Source organism: Allobacillus halotolerans (genome assembly GCF_018967645.1).
Classification (GTDB): Bacteria; Bacillota; Bacilli; order Bacillales; family Alkalibacillaceae; genus Allobacillus; species Allobacillus halotolerans.
This window is the reverse complement of record NZ_JAHLZF010000002.1, coordinates 81,421-100,918: the sequence shown is the minus strand read 5'-3', so window position 1 is coordinate 100,918 and position 19,498 is coordinate 81,421. Positions and strand designations below refer to the sequence as shown.

The 19,498-nt window shown below is 40.1% G+C and carries 16 protein-coding genes; 13 read left to right on the top strand and 3 right to left on the bottom strand.

Features of this window, described 5'->3' with window-relative positions:
- Nucleotides 1-103: 103 nt before the first annotated feature.
- Nucleotides 104-1,087 (top strand): ATP-grasp domain-containing protein, encoded by a 984-nt coding sequence (locus KQ486_RS02155; protein ID WP_216686644.1) that lies wholly within the window; start codon nucleotides 104-106, stop codon nucleotides 1,085-1,087.
- Between the two features lie 351 nt (nucleotides 1,088-1,438).
- On the opposite strand, the gene KQ486_RS02150 is transcribed toward KQ486_RS02155, so the two are convergent.
- Nucleotides 1,439-3,241, bottom strand: coding sequence for a glutathione ABC transporter substrate-binding protein (locus KQ486_RS02150; RefSeq protein WP_216686643.1), 1,803 nt, complete (start codon nucleotides 3,239-3,241; stop codon nucleotides 1,439-1,441).
- Nucleotides 3,242-3,685: 444 nt separating this feature from the next.
- Here KQ486_RS02150 and KQ486_RS02145 point away from each other — a divergent pair, with 444 nt between their 5' ends.
- The 6 genes from KQ486_RS02145 to KQ486_RS02120 all read left to right on the top strand — a co-directional run bounded on the left by KQ486_RS02145 (nucleotide 3,686) and on the right by KQ486_RS02120 (nucleotide 9,946).
- Nucleotides 3,686-4,585 carry an ABC transporter permease gene (locus KQ486_RS02145; protein WP_216686642.1) on the top strand — a complete coding sequence of 300 codons (900 nt, stop codon included), beginning with the start codon at nucleotides 3,686-3,688 and terminating at the stop codon, nucleotides 4,583-4,585.
- 21 nt (nucleotides 4,586-4,606) lie between these two features.
- Nucleotides 4,607-5,527 carry a nickel ABC transporter permease gene (gene nikB / locus KQ486_RS02140; protein WP_216686641.1) on the top strand — a complete coding sequence of 307 codons (921 nt, stop codon included), beginning with the start codon at nucleotides 4,607-4,609 and terminating at the stop codon, nucleotides 5,525-5,527.
- Between the two features lie 23 nt (nucleotides 5,528-5,550).
- Complete coding sequence (locus tag KQ486_RS02135; RefSeq protein ID WP_216686640.1) at nucleotides 5,551-6,582, top strand: ABC transporter ATP-binding protein; 1,032 nt, start codon at nucleotides 5,551-5,553, stop codon at nucleotides 6,580-6,582.
- A complete protein-coding gene (locus KQ486_RS02130; protein ID WP_144161326.1) occupies nucleotides 6,554-7,612 on the top strand; it encodes an ABC transporter ATP-binding protein in 1,059 nt (352 codons plus the stop codon). Before KQ486_RS02135 ends, KQ486_RS02130 begins: the two co-directional genes overlap by 29 nt.
- Nucleotides 7,613-7,765: 153 nt before the next feature.
- Complete coding sequence (locus KQ486_RS02125) at nucleotides 7,766-8,959, top strand: glycine C-acetyltransferase (protein WP_144161328.1); 1,194 nt, start codon at nucleotides 7,766-7,768, stop codon at nucleotides 8,957-8,959.
- A 33-nt stretch (nucleotides 8,960-8,992) separates the two neighbouring features.
- On the top strand, nucleotides 8,993-9,946 hold the full coding sequence (locus tag KQ486_RS02120) for an L-threonine 3-dehydrogenase (RefSeq protein WP_216686639.1): 954 nt from the start codon (nucleotides 8,993-8,995) through the stop codon (nucleotides 9,944-9,946).
- A 551-nt stretch (nucleotides 9,947-10,497) separates the two neighbouring features.
- Here KQ486_RS02120 and KQ486_RS02115 read toward each other — a convergent pair.
- A complete protein-coding gene (locus tag KQ486_RS02115; protein ID WP_216686638.1) occupies nucleotides 10,498-10,980 on the bottom strand; it encodes a tetratricopeptide repeat protein in 483 nt (160 codons plus the stop codon).
- 507 nt (nucleotides 10,981-11,487) lie between these two features.
- Between KQ486_RS02115 and KQ486_RS02110 the strand changes: the two genes are divergently transcribed.
- The 6 genes from KQ486_RS02110 to KQ486_RS02085 all read left to right on the top strand — a co-directional run bounded on the left by KQ486_RS02110 (nucleotide 11,488) and on the right by KQ486_RS02085 (nucleotide 18,941).
- The gene (locus tag KQ486_RS02110) at nucleotides 11,488-13,107 is read left to right on the top strand and encodes a BCCT family transporter (protein ID WP_216686637.1); all 1,620 of its coding nucleotides are present in this window, start codon (nucleotides 11,488-11,490) and stop codon (nucleotides 13,105-13,107) included.
- Between the two features lie 574 nt (nucleotides 13,108-13,681).
- Nucleotides 13,682-15,301 (top strand): BCCT family transporter, encoded by a 1,620-nt coding sequence (locus KQ486_RS02105; RefSeq protein WP_216686636.1) that lies wholly within the window; start codon nucleotides 13,682-13,684, stop codon nucleotides 15,299-15,301.
- Between the two features lie 62 nt (nucleotides 15,302-15,363).
- Nucleotides 15,364-15,912 (top strand): acyl-CoA thioesterase, encoded by a 549-nt coding sequence (locus tag KQ486_RS02100; protein ID WP_246569101.1) that lies wholly within the window; start codon nucleotides 15,364-15,366, stop codon nucleotides 15,910-15,912.
- A gap of 187 nt (nucleotides 15,913-16,099) precedes the next feature.
- The gene (gene hutP, locus KQ486_RS02095; protein WP_144161344.1) at nucleotides 16,100-16,549 is read left to right on the top strand and encodes a histidine utilization transcription antiterminator HutP; all 450 of its coding nucleotides are present in this window, start codon (nucleotides 16,100-16,102) and stop codon (nucleotides 16,547-16,549) included.
- A gap of 131 nt (nucleotides 16,550-16,680) precedes the next feature.
- Complete coding sequence (gene hutH, locus KQ486_RS02090; protein WP_144161347.1) at nucleotides 16,681-18,156, top strand: histidine ammonia-lyase; 1,476 nt, start codon at nucleotides 16,681-16,683, stop codon at nucleotides 18,154-18,156.
- Between the two features lie 254 nt (nucleotides 18,157-18,410).
- The gene (locus KQ486_RS02085) at nucleotides 18,411-18,941 is read left to right on the top strand and encodes a hypothetical protein (protein WP_144161350.1); all 531 of its coding nucleotides are present in this window, start codon (nucleotides 18,411-18,413) and stop codon (nucleotides 18,939-18,941) included.
- A 129-nt stretch (nucleotides 18,942-19,070) separates the two neighbouring features.
- On the opposite strand, the gene KQ486_RS02080 is transcribed toward KQ486_RS02085, so the two are convergent.
- A complete protein-coding gene (locus tag KQ486_RS02080; protein ID WP_186278546.1) occupies nucleotides 19,071-19,223 on the bottom strand; it encodes a hypothetical protein in 153 nt (50 codons plus the stop codon).
- Nucleotides 19,224-19,498: the final 275 nt, after the last annotated feature.

Here is a 19,498-nt window from a genome sequence, read left to right as displayed (position 1 = left end):
TACGATACGGTTGGTTATCAAATTCGTTGAGGTTTAACTTTCATGAGAAACGAGTACATAGATAAAGTGAGTTGAATATAACACCAAAAAAGGGTGATGCAACATGAATATACTTATTTGTTCAACCGGATCAAGGGTAAAAATGATTCAATATATAAAAGAAACGATTCAATCCACAGGCGGGAAAGTCGTTGCAGGTGACTCGGACCCCTATTCTCCGGCTTTATTTGCAGCAGATGATCATGTCTTACTGAAGCCGGTTGATGACGAGAACTATATGTCATCCATTATTCAAGCCTGTAAACAAAAAGAGATTGACGCTATCATTCCTCTGATTGAAGAAGAGGTACCGAAGCTTGTGAAGAATCAATCTGTCTTGGATAATATCGGCGTGAAACTCGTGACGAGTGATCAAGATTTGGTCGATGTGTGCACGGATAAATTGAAGACTTATCAGTACATTGACCAGCTAGGCTACCCAGGAGTCCCAACATTTTCGACAGTGGAAGAGACGTTAAAACTACTGAACGAACGAGATTTTAATTATCCACTCATAGTGAAGCCAGCTGACGGAAAAGCCAGTGAAGGTATTTGGTATGTAGAAAATGAAACGCAACTAAGAGAAGCGGTTGAAAAAATAGACCACCCGATTATTCAGCCGTATCTGAAAGACAGAGAATTTGGCGTTGATGTCTATATAGACTTGATGAATGGTCAGTTAGTCGATGTATTTATGAAAGAGAAGTTTGAAATGGTGAATGGTGCAACCGATAAATCGATTTCAGTGAACAATGAAGAGTTGCTGTCTCTGATTACATCGTTTGTTGAAGCGGCAGGGTTTACCGGACCGTTGGATATCGATTGTTTTGAATGGAATGGGAAGTATTTTATCTCAGAAATCAATCCGCGGTTTGGAGCAGGCTATCTTCATGCGCATGAAATGGGTTGTAATTTTATGCAATATATCGTGAATAACTTGAATGGAAAAGAAAATCAGCCGTTTGAAAGAATTCAGTACCCAGAAGGAATATGGATGATGAAGTATTCAGAAGTCATGCTACGTAAGGTAGACTCCCCTTCTGAATAGCGTGTATGAAAAAATAATCAGCTAGCTCATGTGGCTAGGATACTTGTTTACCTATCTGTTGGAGGAGTTTTTCAGTGAGCTTTTTACTATCATCCTGGCGACTTGATGGTTGAAATAACTCGCTCTAAGTAGTCGTGTGAAGAAGATATGAGCCCGGTTACCATATATATGGGTCTTATCAAGGAGGATATGAGCCAATTATTACAATATATGTGCCCAATAGACGATGAAATGGGACCAACCATAAAATTTATGTGCCCAAAGTCGAGATATATGTGCCTTTTAAAGCATTGTAGACAAAAAACAGAAAAAAACCGGAGGAACATATCCTCCGGTTTTAATCATCAATGATTACTCACTGATTGTAACATCTTTTAACTGATAAATACCCAATGTATCAACAGAGAAGTTTTCAACCTCTTCGCGAACACCAGTCAAGTAGTTTTGGTGGTGAATGTAAAGCATTGGAGCAAGTTCAGTTAGTTTTTCTTGTGCTTCTTTGTAAATCTCAGCACGTTTTTGTTCGTCTGTCTCACGACGACCTTCATCTAGAAGTTTATCAAGTTCATCATTTTTAATGAATGAACGGTTACCTGGAGAACCAACCATTTCAGAGTGGAATAGTGCATATAGTCCGTAGTCAGCGTCACCTGTTACAGTGGACCAACCAAGTACGAACATGTCATGTTCACCATTCGAAGTTCTTTCGAGGTAAGCACCCCACTCAAGTTCTTCGATCTGAACGTCGATGCCATAATCGCTTAGAGCATCTTGAACATAAAGAGCCGTTTCTACACGTTGCTCATTATCGTTTGTCCATAGAGTCGTTTCGAAGCCATCACCGTAGCCAGCTTCCTCTAGAAGTTTTTTCGCTTGGTCTGGCTCATAGCCTAAACCTTTAACACTTTCATCATATCCGAATACACCTGGTGCTAATGGTCCAGTTGCTGGTGTACCATTACCTTGGTAGATTCCTTCGATGATTTCTTCGTTGTTGATAGCTAGGTTAATTGCTTGACGTACTTTTGGATCATCAAATGGTTCTTTTTCAACATTGAATCCAATGTAAGACAAGCTTGTAGACGGTTGGTTATTTACGCGTGTATCTTCATTGCTTTCAACACGGCTAACGTCTGTTGGCTGAAGTGGGTCTACAATGTGAGATTCACCAGTTTCCAATTCAGCAATACGAGCAGATGGTTCAGGTACTACTTTAAATGTAACAGTTGATGGTTTAGCAGGCTCACCCCAGTAATCTTCGTAACGGGATAGAACTGTCTTTTCACCAGACTGACGCTCTTCTAATTTGAAGTAGCCAGTACCGATTGGGTTCTGAGCAGAGTGAATACCAGTGTATTCCGCTAGGTCTGCTACATAACCTGCTTCAACCTCTTCACCTTCATCATTTTCTTCCATTCTAGAATACTCTTCGCTACCGTCAGCTCTTGCTTGATAGTATTCATCAAGCGTGATGTCTAGGCCTGCTTCTGAGATTGCATTCTCATAGTCAGCGTCGATGACATCCTTACTCATGACACCACCAGCATCGTGAGCTAAGTGAGCTAGAAGTGGAGCGAATGGATATTCCGTCTTAATTTCTAGTTCGTGATCACCAAGTACATTAACTTCTGTAACCATGTCATAAAGGAAAGCACGTGGTGATGCAACTGCAGGGTCAAGTACACGATCAAGGTTCGCTTTTACGTCTTCAGCTGTAAAGTCAGAACCATCATGGAATGTTACACCTTCTCTAAGTGTGAATACCCATGTCGTATCATCTTTTTGTTCCCAATCTGTCGCAAGACCTTCAACGATATTCATATCGCTGTCTTGTTCAACTAAAGTTTCATAAATGTTGTCACGTACGTTACTAGAAGGAACGTCGTTTTCTATGTGTGGATCTAATGATACAATATCAGAAGATACTGCTAGGACGACATCATTACTGCCATCTCCTCCAGATGCTTCCTCACCTTCACTGTCTTCAGAATCAGATTCACTAGAATCTTCTTCAGAACCCGACTCTTCAGAACCGCTTTCTGACTCGCCTGACTCACCTTCACTATCAGACTCGCCATCACCGGCACATGCCGCTAATACTAGAGATAGAACCAGCATTAACGCGAACAGCCAAAGTAATTTTTTTGACTTCATAGTGCGTGTTACCCCCTTGAGAATATATCGTTTTCCCTATGTAAAATAGGGTTAGAAAAATCATACCTTATTTTTTCACAATTAGCAAGGTTTGATTTAATCAAAAATCCCATAAACTTCGCAATCCAGCTAACTAAGAAGAAGAGGTGCTAAATATTTTTCATTTTTTTAATTATTTTCTGAATTATATCTATATAAGAAATAATGTTGTCAAAATTTAGTCTAGCGTTTATGATTATCTAGAAACGGTTCGACATACTTCCTTAACATCCTTCCAGAAATCTACTAATTACTAATTTTTTTAAATTGGTATACTAAGTAGAACTTCTTCACCAAAAGTGTCGCACAATTTTGAAAACGAACCGGATGTTATGGCAAGACGATAATGAGTAGACATATAGTAAAAACCGATTTCTCTACAATGAAAAAAGGGGGGCTCCTGGAATGGCAAATCAAAATATTGAACAAAACACAGAGATTGAATTGCAAACAGAACATAAGAAACCGTCACCATTGAAAGATTTCTATAAACGCTTAAAGAAAAACAAAGCGGCATTGATTGGTTTCTATACGATTGTATTTTTATCAATCGTATCAATCGTCGGTCCATTCCTATTAAAAATGGACCCGAGTGATGTAGATGTCATTAATAAATTTAGTCGACCGTCTACTGAACATTGGTTTGGGACAGACCATATGGGAAGGGATATCTTCACTAGAATCGTTTATGGGATGAAATATACGTTAGGTGTAGGTTTTGGCTCTGTCTTTTTGGGCGCGATCATGGGTGTGCCATTAGGAATCGTTGCCGGCTATTATGGCGGGCGTATTGATAACTTCATCATGCGACTCATCGATATTTTACTAGCTTTCCCGGGAATCTTACTCGCACTTGCGATTGTAAGTATTTTGGGCGGTAGTTTGGTCAACGTTACGATTGCGGTAGCCATTTATGCGATACCTGGTTTTGCCAGAATCGTGCGAGGCTCAACATTGGCAGCGAAGAAGCTCGAATATGTAGATGCCATTCGTGCATTAGGATCATCAGATTTTCGAATTATTTTTAAACATATCTTGCCGAACGTTTCTTCTCCGGTCATCGTGAATGCGACCCTTTACATAGCCTCAGCAATCTTGACTGCTGCAGGGCTGTCGTTCTTAGGTATGGGTGCTCAACCGCCGATGCCAGAATGGGGCGCTATGCTGAATGACGGAAGAGATTACATTTTCGATGCTGGATACATTGCATTCTTCCCAGGTATGGCAATTGTTATTGTTGTATTGGCATTTAATATTTTTGGTGATGGATTACGAGATGCTCTCGATCCGAAATTGAAGAACTAGGAAAGGGGTGCGAACAGAAAAATGACAACATATATTATACGTCGTTTATTTCAATTAATACCCGTACTGTTTGGTGTAACATTGCTTGTATTCTTACTGATGCATTTAACACCAGGGAATCCAGCTCAGCTTATTGCGGGTGAAACAGCATCTCAAAGTACAATTGAACGGATCGAAGTCAGCATGGGATTAGATGATCCGCTTCCAGTTCAATATGTAAATTTTGTTACAGATGTTGCTCAATTGGATTTTGGCTATTCTTATAGAAATAACACGCCAGTTTTTGACGAAATCAAACCTAGATTCTGGGTGACGATGGAACTGGCAATTTATAGTACAATATTAAGTATTTTCATCGGTTTGATTGCCGGTATTGTTTCTGCCGTTCGTCAGTATTCCGTGCGGGATGTGACAATCATGATTATTGCGTTGTTCGGTATGTCGATGCCGAACTTCTGGCTAGGATTGATGTTGATGAACTGGTTCTCCATTCAGTTAGGATGGTTCCCGCCAACCGGTTGGGGATCGGTCGAACAGATCGTGTTGCCAGTAATTACATTAGGAACAGCTGGTGCCGCAGTTATTGCCCGGATGACCCGTTCGAGTATGCTTGATGTTATTTCCCAAGACTATATTCGAACAGCACGAGCAAAAGGGGTTCACGAACAAATCGTTATATATAGACACGCACTGAAGAACGCGTTAATTCCAGTTGTTACTGTCGTCGGTTTGCAATTCGGAACATTGTTGGCAGGTACGGTACTTACTGAAACAGTATTTAGTATTAATGGACTGGGCCGATTGGTTATCGACTCAATTATGGCGAGAGACTTTCCAGTCGTGCAAGCCTGTATTCTAATCATTTCGGTTATTTTCGTTGTCGTAAATTTAATCGTAGACATTTCATACACATTATTGAACAAACGTATTGATATGGACTAATAAATGAAAGTGAGGTGGAATCATTGAGTACAAACGAATCCATACTAGAAGTAACAGACCTCCGGACATCTTTCTTTACCGAAGGCGGTGAAGTCAAAGCGGTTGATGGAGTGACCTTTGATGTACCAGCAGGTAAAACGCTAGGTATCGTAGGGGAATCGGGATCAGGTAAAAGTATCACTGCGATGTCTATTTTGCAATTGATTAGCCACCCAGGGAAAATCAAAGGTGGAGAGATAAAATTCAGAGGGAAGAACCTTTTGGATTTAACTGAAAAGGAAATGCGTAAAATCCGTGGAAATCAAATCTCAATGATTTTCCAAGAACCGATGACCTCTTTAAACCCAACATATACAGTCGGACAACAGATCCGAGAATCATATAAAATCCATCAAGGATTAGGGAAAAAAGAAGGAAGCAAGCGAGCGATCGAGATGTTGAAACTTGTTGGCATTCCTTCACCTGAGAAGCGATTGGACCAATATCCATTCGAATTATCCGGTGGAATGCGTCAACGTGTCATGATTGCCATGGCCTTGGCATGTAAACCGGACTTATTGATTGCAGATGAGCCAACGACTGCGTTGGACGTTACGATTCAGGCACAGATTCTTGAATTGATTAAAGAATTACAAGATGAATTAGGCATGTCCGTTGTCATGATTACACATGACTTAGGTGTTGTTGCTGAAACGTGTGATTATGTAGCAGTTATGTATTGTGGTAAGGTCGTCGAGTATGCAGATGTGAGAACATTATTCAAAAATCCACGTCATCCATATACAGTAGGTCTTTTGAAATCCCTACCGCGTAGTGATCGAGACCAAGAAGAATTGACACCGATTAAAGGAACTGTACCTAGTCCAGATGAGATGCCTGTTGGTTGTCGATTTGCACCACGTTGTCCATTTGCGACGGATCTTTGCCATGAGAAATTGCCATCTCTTGACGATGTCGGGGATGGAGAACAAATTCGCTGTTGGATTTACACCGATGAGTGGAACGGCGACCCGGGGGTGAAAGTATATGAGCCAGAAAGAACTACTGAAAGTTAAAAATTTAAAACAGTACTTCCCAATTAAAGGTGGCATTTTAGGCCGGACTGTCAATAATGTTAAAGCGGTTGATGACATATCTTTCACCGTTCACGAAGGAGAAACAGTCAGTGTCGTTGGTGAATCCGGATGCGGAAAATCTACGACAGGTCGAGCTATTTTACGATTGGATAATCCGACAGACGGCACGGTTGAATTCGATGGTATCAACCTACTGGATTTGAATAAAAAAGAAATGCGTAAAATGCGTAAAGATATGCAAATTATTTTCCAGGATCCATATGCTTCTTTAAATCCACGTCAAACAGTACGTGAAACATTAAGAGAAGCGATGGCGATTCAAGGTGTCGTTCCGAAAGAAGAACGTGCCGACCGAATTGCTGAATTGTTAGAAACAGTCGGATTACAACCATACCATGCAGACCGCTACCCACATGAATTCTCTGGTGGACAGCGTCAGCGTATCGGGATTGCCCGTGCATTGTCTGTTGATCCAAAACTTATCGTCTGTGACGAGGCTGTTTCAGCATTGGACGTTTCTATCCAGGCGCAAGTGTTGAACCTATTGAAAAAGTTCCAAAAAGAAATGAATTTGACGTATTTATTCATTTCACATGACCTTGGCGTTGTTCGTCATATCTCAGATCGAGTCATCGTCATGTATCTAGGAAAAATCGTTGAGGTGGGAGATAAGAAGTCCATCTTTGAAAATCCTCAACATCCTTATACAAAAGCTTTATTATCTGCTATTCCAGTACCGGATCCAGATCATGATAAAGATCGTATCTTCCTACAAGGAGATGTACCTTCACCGATCGATCCGCCTACTGGCTGTCGTTTCCATACACGTTGTCCATTTGCGACAGAACGTTGTAAGGAAGAGACACCTGAGCTACGCAGCACAGGATATATGGCAGAAGGTCACCAAGGAGCTTGTCATTACATGGAGTTGATTGAGTCTGGTGAACACCAGCCAACTCGTGAAACAAGCAAAGTCCGCCAATTGAGTGAAGAACCTGAAAGAGTATAGTTAAAAAGCGAGCAGGAGGCCAAACGGTCTTCTGCTTTTATTTAAATTGGGAGTAAAGCGCTTTCATATGAGTTTGCTATTCCGTTACAAGGACAAAAAATCATGTTATCATACTAATGGGAATGAAATGAAAATGATTCAGGAGGTAACAAAATGCCTAGTGAAACGTTAGATCAATTTTTGAATGAAAATTTACAGGAATTAAAAGACCAAGGTCTTTATAATGAGATCGAGGTTGTTGAAGGTGCAAATGGCCCAAAAATAACGATTAAAGGAAAAGAATTAATCAATCTATCCTCTAATAACTATTTGGGTCTTGCAACGGATGAACGACTAAAAGAAGTCGCAAAGCAACATGTTGATTCACATGGTGTCGGAGCTGGTGCCGTTCGTACGATTAATGGAACATTGGATGTCCACGTGAAGCTTGAGGAAAAAATTGCTGAATTTAAAGGAACTGAAGCTGCAATCGCTTATACTTCCGGCTTCAACTGTAATATGGCGGCGATTTCTGCCGTAATGGATAAAAATGACGCCATTTTATCTGATGAACTGAATCACGCTTCCATTATCGATGGCTGTCGTCTTTCCAAAGCGAAAATCATTCGTTTCAACCATTCTGATATGGAAGATTTAAGACAGAAGGCGAAAGAAGCCAAAGAATCAGGTCAGTATAATAAAATTATGATCATCACTGATGGCGTATTTTCGATGGATGGAGACGTCGCAAATCTTCCAGGGATCGTTGAAATCGCCAAAGAGTTTGACTTAATTACGTATGTTGATGATGCCCACGGATCTGGAGTGATGGGGAAAGGTGCCGGCACAGTGAAGCATTTTGGTCTTCAAGATGAAATCGACTTTCAAATGGGGACTCTTTCGAAAGCAATCGGTGTTGTCGGTGGCTATGTAGCTGGTAAACAAAACTTGATTGACTGGTTAAAGGTGCGTTCACGTCCTTTCCTTTTCTCAACATCCTTGTCACCTGCCGATGTTACGGCATGTACAAAAGCAATCGATTTGTTGATGGAGTCAACAGAACTTCACGATCGTTTATGGGAAAATGGAAATTATCTAAAAGAAGGTTTGAAGAACTTAGGTTTTGACATTGGTGAGAGTGAAACACCAATTACACCTTGTATTATCGGAGATGAAAAAACAACCCAAGAATTCAGTAAGCGTTTGTACGAAGAAGGCGTTTATGCAAAATCCATCGTCTTCCCAACTGTTCCTCGTGGTACAGGCCGTGTAAGAAATATGCCGACAGCGGCACACACGAAGGAAATGCTAGATGAAGCTATTTCGATTTATGAAAAAGTCGGAAAAGCAATGGGTATCATCCAATAGAATAGAGAGAGAGGAACAGAGGGGGATTCCTGAATGAAGAACATTTTAGTAACAGGAGCGCTCGGTCAAATTGGATCTGAATTGACCGCACAGCTAAGAGAAACGTATGGACATTCGAATGTCATTGCTACCGACATTCGAAAGCCTGAAAACTTAGATGACACGAGTGGTCCTTTTGAGGTATTAGATGTTACCGATGAACGGGCCATGCATGACATCGCAAAGAAATATAATGTAGACACCATTATGCACTTAGCTGCATTATTATCAGCAAAAGCAGAGAATAACCCTCAATTTGCTTGGAACTTGAACATGGGTGGATTGATGAACGCGTTGGAAGTAGCACGCGAATTAGATGCTCAATTTTTCACACCGAGCTCGATCGGTGCATTTGGTCCAAATACGCCAAAAGATCTGACACCACAAGACACGATGCAACGACCAATGACCATGTATGGTGTCAATAAGGTTGCAGGCGAATTGTTATGTGATTACTACTATAATCGTTTTGGTGTCGACACACGTGGCGTTCGCTTTCCTGGTTTGATTTCCTATGTGACAGAACCAGGTGGTGGCACGACGGACTATGCCGTTGAGATTTATTATGAGGCGTTGAAACAGAATAAATATACATCGTTTATCGGAAAAGGTACGCAGATGGATATGATGTATATGCAAGATGCGATTGACGCAATCATTCAGTTAATGGAAGCAAACCCAGAACGTTTGCAGCACCGAAATGCCTTTAATGTGGCAGCGTTTAGTGCCGAGCCAGAAGATTTCAAGCGTTCGATTCAAAAACATTTACCTTCTTTTGAATTGGATTATGAAGTCGACCCTGTCAGACAGAAAATAGCGGAAAGCTGGCCAAATTCTATAGATTGCATAGCTGCAAAAGAAGAATGGGAATTCAAGCCAAAATTTTCATTAGACGACGTCACAGAAGATATGTTGACGAACCTCAAGAAAAAACTAGCGAATGAATAAAGAACTTCCCCGAACCGTTCAATGTGTGGTTTTCGGGGATGTTTCTATTTGTAGAACCAATACGATCTGTTTAGTTCGCTTTATTATGTGCAAGGCACATAAAATCTAATTTTGGTAGCATATATGAGTGAGTTGGGTGCATTTCAATTATATTAAGGCGCATATCCGTAAAAAGCAGACGCAAATCGATCCACTCAGGGATTATATAATACCAAAAAAGGGCACAAATATAGGCGTGACGCCTAAAATTTATAGCAGACCGATAAAATGAACCCGATTGATGAAGACATGAACCCACCCACGAATGATATGAGGGGAATTTATCATTTTATATGAACGTGCTAGTGTAATTTACCAGTCTGCCATTCGTCTAATGTGACCGACTGGCTCACGAATTTATGTGCCCCTCACCTTGTCTATTGGGCCGACTTGCGAGTTTTATGAGCCCATTACCACGGTATTGAGTCCACACATGCATTTTATACGCCCCTTGCCTGCGGGAAACGAAGTAGACCAAAGTCAAAAGGTCAATTATGAAATTGATTCATTTCCTAATTGAATAATTCATCAAGCCTACTCGCATAAAAAGAAAACTCTTCTTTATGTTTTAGAATGTTTTCGTCTTTTGTCGTTTCCAATAACTTAGAGAGTACAATTTCCATTGCTAAATCCGATTCATCCATATTATATAAGGTCATGGCAAAATAAATGTAAAATTCATTCGCGGCAGGGAACTCACTCATGCCAATTTCAAAGGCTTCCTTTGCATTTTCATATAAACCGACAGCACGGTAACACGCTCCGAGATGAAACAACGAATTTTTGCGTATGTCTTCCAGCAAATCCAATTCAAGTGCTTGGTTAAAGTATGTAATTGCTTGGGGCATCATCTCAAGATTTTTATGCAATAAACCCGCTTCGAAAAGGATTGACGGATTTTTTTCTTGTTCTTCCGCTAAACGTGTGATCTCTTCTCGCGCACTTTGAAGATGTCCATTCTGTTTTAAGTCAAAAAATGTATGAAGTAATTTCATTTTTCCCACCCCATTAATACTCATTTTCGTAGATGTATCTTTTGAAGCCCTACCTTGTTTTTCAACCTTAATTGAAATTGTATCAGAATTTACAAATAGAATGGAATCAAGTTGTAAAATGTTTTTTGATTGCCCGGTAGACTCGAATGTGCAAAAAACATATCGCAAAGTCTTGTTGGAAATATTTTAGATTCAACCACAATTAAAAACAAAGTTCACAAGTACCGAGAGATCCCGACAGAGCATAAAGGTAAAGTTTAAATCGATGAATTCTTAGAAAATTCATAGGAATAAATTTAACATTGGCGTGGAATGCATTAGATAATGAAGAATTATCTGAGATTATATAGCTTGGTCGTAAAATACTCAAAATAGCTCGCAATTATTCCACTATAATATAGAATATCTTCTTTGACGAGTGTTCACAGATTATCTACAATTTAAAGTTGGATAGCTAATCATTTATTAGGTTGGCTTTTCAAAAAAATTGAGAGGGTTTTTTTCCTAATGGCAAATGAGAAAAAAAAGCAGTTTACGAAAAAGAAGTATTATTCAGATGAATATCTGGGGACAGGAGTTCAATGGGGTTCCTTTGTTATAAGTGGAGGATTCCTATTATTATTCGTTATATTGGCATTCTTTATGCCAGATAACATGAGTGCATGGGTGAATAATTCATTTGATTTTTCTGCTAAATATTTTGGTCTATATTGGCAAATTCTCCTCCTAGCAACATTTATTGTCGGTTTGGTTTTAATGTTTTCTAGGTATGGAAGAGTAAAGTTAGGACTTATAGACAGTCCTCACTATAGTAATTTCCGCTGGGTCGCAATGATTTTAACGACATTACTAGCTTCTGGTGGTGTGTTTTGGGCAGCTGGGGAACCAATGTCACACTTTCTAGATACACCTCCACAATTCGTTGATGGAGAATTAACAGAATGGGATAAAGCGATTATCGGGCTCTCCCAATCGTTCATGCACTGGGGCTTTAGTGCTTGGGCAATTTTAGGTACGACGGCAACAATTGTATTAATGTACGCACATTATCATAAAGGTATGCCACTAAAGCCGCGTACCATTTTGTATCCGATTTTTGGAGACAAACTATTTAAGAAGAATAATATTATAGGTATTTTAGCAGATGTTACTTCCGCAATTGCAGTTGCAGCTGGTACGGTAGGTGCAATTGGCTTTTTAGGATTACAAGCATCCTATGCCGCTGAGCAAATTTTCGGAATGCCGAATACGTTAGCGACACAAATTACATTTATCGTCATACTTATTGCCATTTCTACAGTATCGGCGATCACAGGTGTTGATAAGGGAATTCAGATTTTAAGTCGTTTCAACGTTGGTTTTGCGGTACTTCTTATGATCGTTATTTTAATCATTGGACCAACAATGTTCTTACTTGATGCATTTGTAGCGGCTGAAGCATTTCAAATTTCAAACTTCCTCATGATGAGTTTGACTCGTGGAGACCCTGCATGGTTAGCGAGTTGGACGATTTTCTTCTGGGGTTGGTTCATCGGATTCGCACCAATGATGGCAATCTTTATTACACGGATTTCAAGAGGTAGAACAATCCGTGAGTTGATTTTAGCTGCCGGTATTTTTGCGCCAGTTGTCAGTAATATATGGTTTACGGTTCTAGGTGGGACTGGAATTTTCTTTGAAATAGAAAAGCCTGGTATCATTTCAGAGCCTTTAAATAACTCCGGTCAAGAAGCCGCAGTGATGGCGATACTTGAACAGCTGCCATTGACGTCGATTATGGCATTCAGTTTCTTAATTATCACAATTATCTTCGTAGCAACGACAACGGACTCAATGGCTTATGCATCTGCTGTGTCTGTTACCGGAAACGATAATCCAAAAACATCTGTCCGTGTATTCTGGGCATTGATCTTTGGAGCGATCGCAGTCGCTTTATTGGCAATGGGTGAAAGCAATGTAGGTATGTTCCAAAACTTCATCGTTGCTTCGGCAGTACCTGTATCGCTTCTCCTGCTTCCACCAGTATGGGATTCAGTGAAGATTGCGAAAGAGTTAGCGGTTGAACAAGGAATCAAAGGTGAAAAAGAATATTCGTTTGAAGAAGATGACAATTATCCACATGTGTAGATTTCATCGTAAACTGCTATAAAATATTTATAGTTGATACGCTCGTAGGATTCACCGAAAAACAAAAACAAACGATTATTCAATATAGAGAAGACCCGATGATTTTAATGACGAATCATTGGGTCTTTTTTTTATTTCAAGCTCTAATGTATATGTTGGCGTTATGGAAAGTATCGAACATGGTACGAAGAAGCAAAGGTTATCGGTTTTAAGTATCTAAAGCTTAATTAAAGAGAAATCATATCCATATTAAGTCCTCGTTAAATAAAAATGTAGCAGTTCGAGTCGTATAAATTAAGATTGGGCGTTCGCTTCCCCCCAACCTCTGACTTAGAACCATTAAAAATTTGTAGCATAATTTTCAACATTATAGGGGAATACAATTATATAGGGAGGAATTATCTCAGTTTAGATAGCTGAGTCAAAAAATTCGCGTATTTGCTCATTATTATTCAAACATAATATATAACATCTTCTTTGACGAGTGTTCACAGATTATCTACAATTTAGTATTGGATAGGCTAATACATCTGTAAATTAGCTTTCAAAAAAAAGTGAGAGGGTTTTTTACCGAATGTCTAAAGAAAAGAAAAATCAGTTTACAAAGAAGAAGTATTATTCAGATGAATACCTGGGGACAGGAGTTCAATGGGGTTCCTTTATTATAAGTGGAGGATTCCTATTATTATTCGTTATTTTGGCATTCTTTATGCCGGATAACATGAGTGCTTGGGTAAATAATTCATTTGATTTTTCCGCTAAGTACTTTGGTTTATATTGGCAGCTCCTCGTCTTTGCAACGTTTATTGTCGGATTAATTTTGATGTTTTCCAGGTACGGAAGAGTTAAGTTGGGGCTTGTAGACAGTCCTCTCTACAGTAATTTCCGCTGGGTTGCGATGATCTTAACGACATTGCTAGCTGCAGGCGGTGTGTTCTGGGCAGCCGGAGAACCGATGGCTCATTTTCTCAACACACCTCCATTGTTTACAGATGGAGAATTAACAGAGTGGGATAAAGCAGTTATCGGTCTCTCCCAATCGTTCTTACATTGGGGCTTCAACGCTTGGGCAATTTTAGGTACGACGGCAACAATCGTTTTAATGTACGCTCACTACCATAAAGGTATGCCGTTGAAACCACGTACGATTTTATACCCAATTTTTGGCGACAAACTATTTAAAAGAAATCATATTGTTGGAATCTTGGCAGATGTCACTTCAGCGGTTGCAGTTGCGGCAGGTACGGTAGGTGCTATTGGCTTTTTAGGATTACAAGCATCCTATGCTGCTGAACAAATTTTCGGTTTACCGAATACATTAGCGACACAAATTACATTTATCGTCATCCTTATTGCCATTTCTACAGTATCGGCAATTACAGGTGTTGATAAAGGGATTCAGATTTTAAGTCGTTTCAACGTTGGTTTTGCTGTGCTTCTTATGATTGTTATTTTAATCATTGGACCAACTATGTTTATTTTTGACGCGTTTGTATCAGCTGAAGCTTTTCAAATCTCTAACTATCTCATGATGAGTTTAACGCGTGGAGACCCTGCATGGTTAGCAGGTTGGACAGTCTTCTTCTGGGGTTGGTTTATCGGATACGCTCCAATGATGGCGATCTTTATTACGCGGATTTCAAGAGGTAGAACAATCCGTGAATTAATTTTAGCCGTAGGTATCCTTGCACCAATCGTCAGTAATATCTGGTTTACCGTTTTAGGCGGAACAGGAATTTTCTTTGAAACGAAAAATCCTGGAATCATTTCAGAACCGTTGAATAATTCCGGCCAAGAAGCGGCAGTAATGGCGATCCTTGAACAAATGCCATTTACATCGATTCTTGCTTTCAGTTTCTTGATTATCACAATTATCTTCGTAGCAACGACAACGGATTCAATGGCTTATGCCTCTGCTGTATCTGTTACAGGAAATGATAATCCGAAAACGTCTGTCCGTGTATTCTGGGCATTAATCTTTGGTGCGACAGCAATCGCTTTATTGGCAATGGGTCAAAGTAACGTTGGGATGTTCCAAAACTTCATCGTTGCTTCAGCAGTACCAGTATCGCTTCTCATGCTGCCGCCTGTATGGGATTCTGTGAAAGTTGCCAAAGAGTTAGCAGTTGAACAAGGCATTAAAGGGAAAAAAGAATATTCATTTGAAGAGGATGACAATTATCCACACGTGTAGAATTCATCGTAAAATGCTACAATACTATTTATCGTAGCAGATAAAGATGGAAGGTGTTATATTTGAGTGATCACTTAGAAGCAAAACCATGTTCTCATTCATTAACCGTGAGAAACTCACATGTTTTGCCACCGGATACCAATATGCACGGCACATTGTTCGGTGGAAAGTTAATGGAGTATCTAGACGACGTGGGAGCGATCGCTTCAACACGACATGCACGGAAGCCAGTCGTCACAGCTTCCACAGACTCGGTAGACTTTTTACATCCAGTCAAAGCAGGCCACACCATTTGCTTGGAGGCTTTCGTGACTTGGACACATCGGTCTTCCATGGAAGTTTTCGTAAAAGCAATTACGGAAAATTTATTGACAGGTGAACGACAGGTTTGTGCAACAGCATTTATGACCATGGTTGCGGTTGATGCAGATGGTAGACCTGTGGAAGTACCACCTGTTTATCCAGAAACCGAAGAAGAAAAATGGTTGTATGATGGTGCAGAAGAACGGATGAATTACCGTAAAAAACGTAGTAAAGATTCTAAAGTGCTTGCGGAAAAGTTCGGGACGGACTTTCCGTGGGATTCATCGAATAATAACAAAGAACGTTAATTTAAACAAAGAAGACCTAATGAATAAAAAATCATTAGGTCTTCTTACATAATGATGAATAACGATCAATAAGTGTGAATAATATAGTTATCAAACCGTAAATGTACAACTACGCCAATCCAAATTGACAGCAAATACAATGTAGCATACAATTCAGATAATAACGTTCTAAGAGAGGCCAACTACTATGGAGAAGGATCATCAAGTAGGAATTGGAAAATTTGCTTTGCAGCTCGTTTTAGATTTTAGTGAAGAGTTCGAAGCTGTGGGCAAAGGCCATTCAACGAAGCCATATCAGTTTTGTATCGGAAAAACAGGATCGATGGACCTAAAGAAAGTTGTGTCAGCGATTGAGACGGCTTCCAAGCGCAATCGATTAGTCGAAGAAGGGCTTTACCGAGAAACACATGCTTTATATCATGCGATTTTGGAAGCATTAGAAGGAGTTACGCGCGGTCAATCACAACTCGGTGAAATCATGCGAACTGTCGGACTCCGTTTTGCTGTTGTACGAGGAAAACCGTACAGTAATCAAGCGGAAGGAGAGTGGATTGCCGTCGCGCTCTATGGGACGATCGGCGCACCAATCAAAGGATTGGAACACGAAGCTGTCGGTCTTGGAATCAATCACATATAAGTCTTGCCCAGTTGAGAGATAAGTCACTAGGGGGCTTGTATTCAAGAGAAACTCTTGGATATGAGTCCCTTTTTGCTTTTTTAAGCAATTTTTTAGCTGAAAAGGAATTGAGGAAATGAATTGGAGGGATCATTTTGCGATTAAATGGTAATGAACTAACGATTGAAGACGTTAAGCGTATTGTTTACGAAAACGAATCCGTGACGTTGGAAACCGACCAACTCGAGAAGGTCAAGCAGAGTCGTACCTTTGTCGAAGAAATTTTATCTACCGAACAAACCATGTATGGAATCAATACAGGGTTCGGCCATTTAGCGAATGTAACAATCAATCCAAGTGATTTGGAAACATTACAATTGAATCTTATACACTCCCATGCTTGCGGTGTTGGTGAGCCTTTTTCTGAAGAGATTAGTCGAGCGATGGTTTTGCTTCGAGCGAATGCATTAATGAAAGGAAATTCTGGCGTTCGTCCAGTTCTCATTGAACGGTTAGTTGATTTATTGAATCACCGGATACATCCGATCATTCCGCAACAAGGATCATTGGGGGCAAGTGGCGACTTAGCTCCATTAGCTCATTTGGCGCTCGTTTTAATGGGTGAAGGAGAAGTTTATTATAAGGGAACAAGGCGACCTGCAATCCAAGCCTTATCCCAAGAAGGATTACAACCACTTGCATTAAAGGCGAAGGAAGGACTCGCACTAATTAACGGTACGCAAGCGATTACGGCTACCGGCTGTATCGCGTATATAAGTGCGGAGCGGCTCATGCATCAAGCGCTCAAAATTGCTGCCATGACAATCGAAGGCTTGGAAGGAATTCGAGATGCATTTGATGGACTTATTCATCAAGCACGCGGTTATCCGGAACAGATTGAAGTAGCGGAACAAATGCGTGAATTACTGATAGACAGTCAACTCACGACCGCACAAGGAGAAAAGCGCGTCCAGGATGCTTATTCATTGCGTTGTATTCCGCAAGTATTTGGTGCCTCATGGCAAACCCTGAATTACGTGAAAGAAAAACTGACCATTGAGATTAATGCCGCAACCGACAACCCGTTAATATTTTCAGATGAAGGAAAGATTCTTTCTGGGGGCAATTTTCATGGTCAGCCTGTAGCGATTGCCATGGATTTATTAAAAATCGGTGTCGCTGAGATGGCAAACATGTCTGAACGACGTGTGGAACGGTTAGTGAACCCACAGTTAAATGATTTGCCGCCTTTTTTGAGTGCCAAGCCTGGATTAGAATCAGGAGCAATGATTTTACAATACACAGCCGCTTCACTCGTTTCAGAAAACAAAACACTGGCCCACCCAGCAAGTGTTGATTCGATTCCATCTTCTGCGAATCAAGAGGACCATGTCAGCATGGGAACCATTGGTGCGAGGCATGCGAACCAAATCGTTTTGAATACGAGCAAAGTACTGGCGATTGAGTTGATTTGTGCGATGCAGGCCGTGGAATTTCAAGGGGTTGAAAGGATGGCAAGCGAAACGCGAGCTTTTTATGAGCAATCTCGCAAAGTCGTACCAAGCATAAAACAAGATCGAATTTTTTCAAACGATATTGAGAACATGAGCCAGCATTTAATGGTTTAATAGCAAGATAGATGGCTGAGTGACATGAGGCAGTTGTCTGCCAAGGATTGAATCAAGCTTTTCCACCGGTCAATAAGAGAAGAAAATTCGGTGAAAATAAGAGTTTAAGAGAAGGTGTTATTTGACCATACTCGGTGTATTCACTTAATACAATAAAGCGAAAAACTCTTTCTTTACAAAGAAGATGTATAGTATAATAGTTTTCAGGTAAAGATAGAGATAAGAAATGGATTGCGTCACACCGAGGTGAATAAATGAGAAAATTTAATTGGTGGTTGGTTGTAGCGTTAGTTGTGATTATTGGTGGGCTAGCGAGTTATTTCGTTGTAGAAGCAAACAGCAATGACCAAGTGTTTCGGAGCATTAGTCATACAGGAGCAAATAAAGAACTCTTCAATAATTACGAAGAAGTCTATATCGGTAAAGAAGTCAAATGGGAGGGAGGAGAATCCTTTCCACTGATCAAGGATATTCAATTGATCAAGCAAGATGGAGAAGAACTCGACCAGTCAAACAGCTCCATTCAGATTAACCTCTACATAGATGATACTGGCGAAACGAACGTCCATTACCGAGATACCTATGAAAATAAATTATTGAAAGAGTCTTATGTGTCCGTACAAGATTATCAGATGGAATCAGACCGCTTCACGCTAGTTTTTGAGACTTCATTAAAGGATCAGAACTACCAGAACGATTTAGAAAAACTATTGATCACATATATTGAACAAGGGAAAGAAAAGCAAGCTGAACTCCCACTACGTTCGTTTATTTTTAAAAATTAATCATACAAATTGAACTGTTTCAATTCCTCTCCCATTCGTTCGGAGGTTTTGAAACAGTTTTTTTATAGGAAACAATCGAAAGATGCAAAGGATCCACTGTCATCTTTCGATTGTTATACGCATAACAACTTAGTCTCTATTTAATTCTTTTTGACATTTTGTGCAAAGTTTATTTTGTATTTCAAGTGGTTTTTGTAAGATATTGCCGCAGTTCGTACATGTTTTTAATTGATCAGGATTCGTCGGTCCATACTCAACTGAATTTCGATAATCATCAATCATGTGTTCCACTCCTTTCTGTGAGTAGCGTCCTATACACCATCACTAATACCCTTATTTAAAAAAGGCTAACCACGGAGACCGATGATCCAAGATTTATGCACCCAACGTTATCGTATATGCGCCCTCCTTCACGCCATATGCGCCGGAATTTGTCGTATATGGCCCCAAACTACAGAGATATGCACCCGGCATTCAAATTTATGAGCCCAATTCCAAGATATATGTGCCCTCCCCTAAGGTGAGATGAATTGCAACGAGTCAAATCAACCAGATAG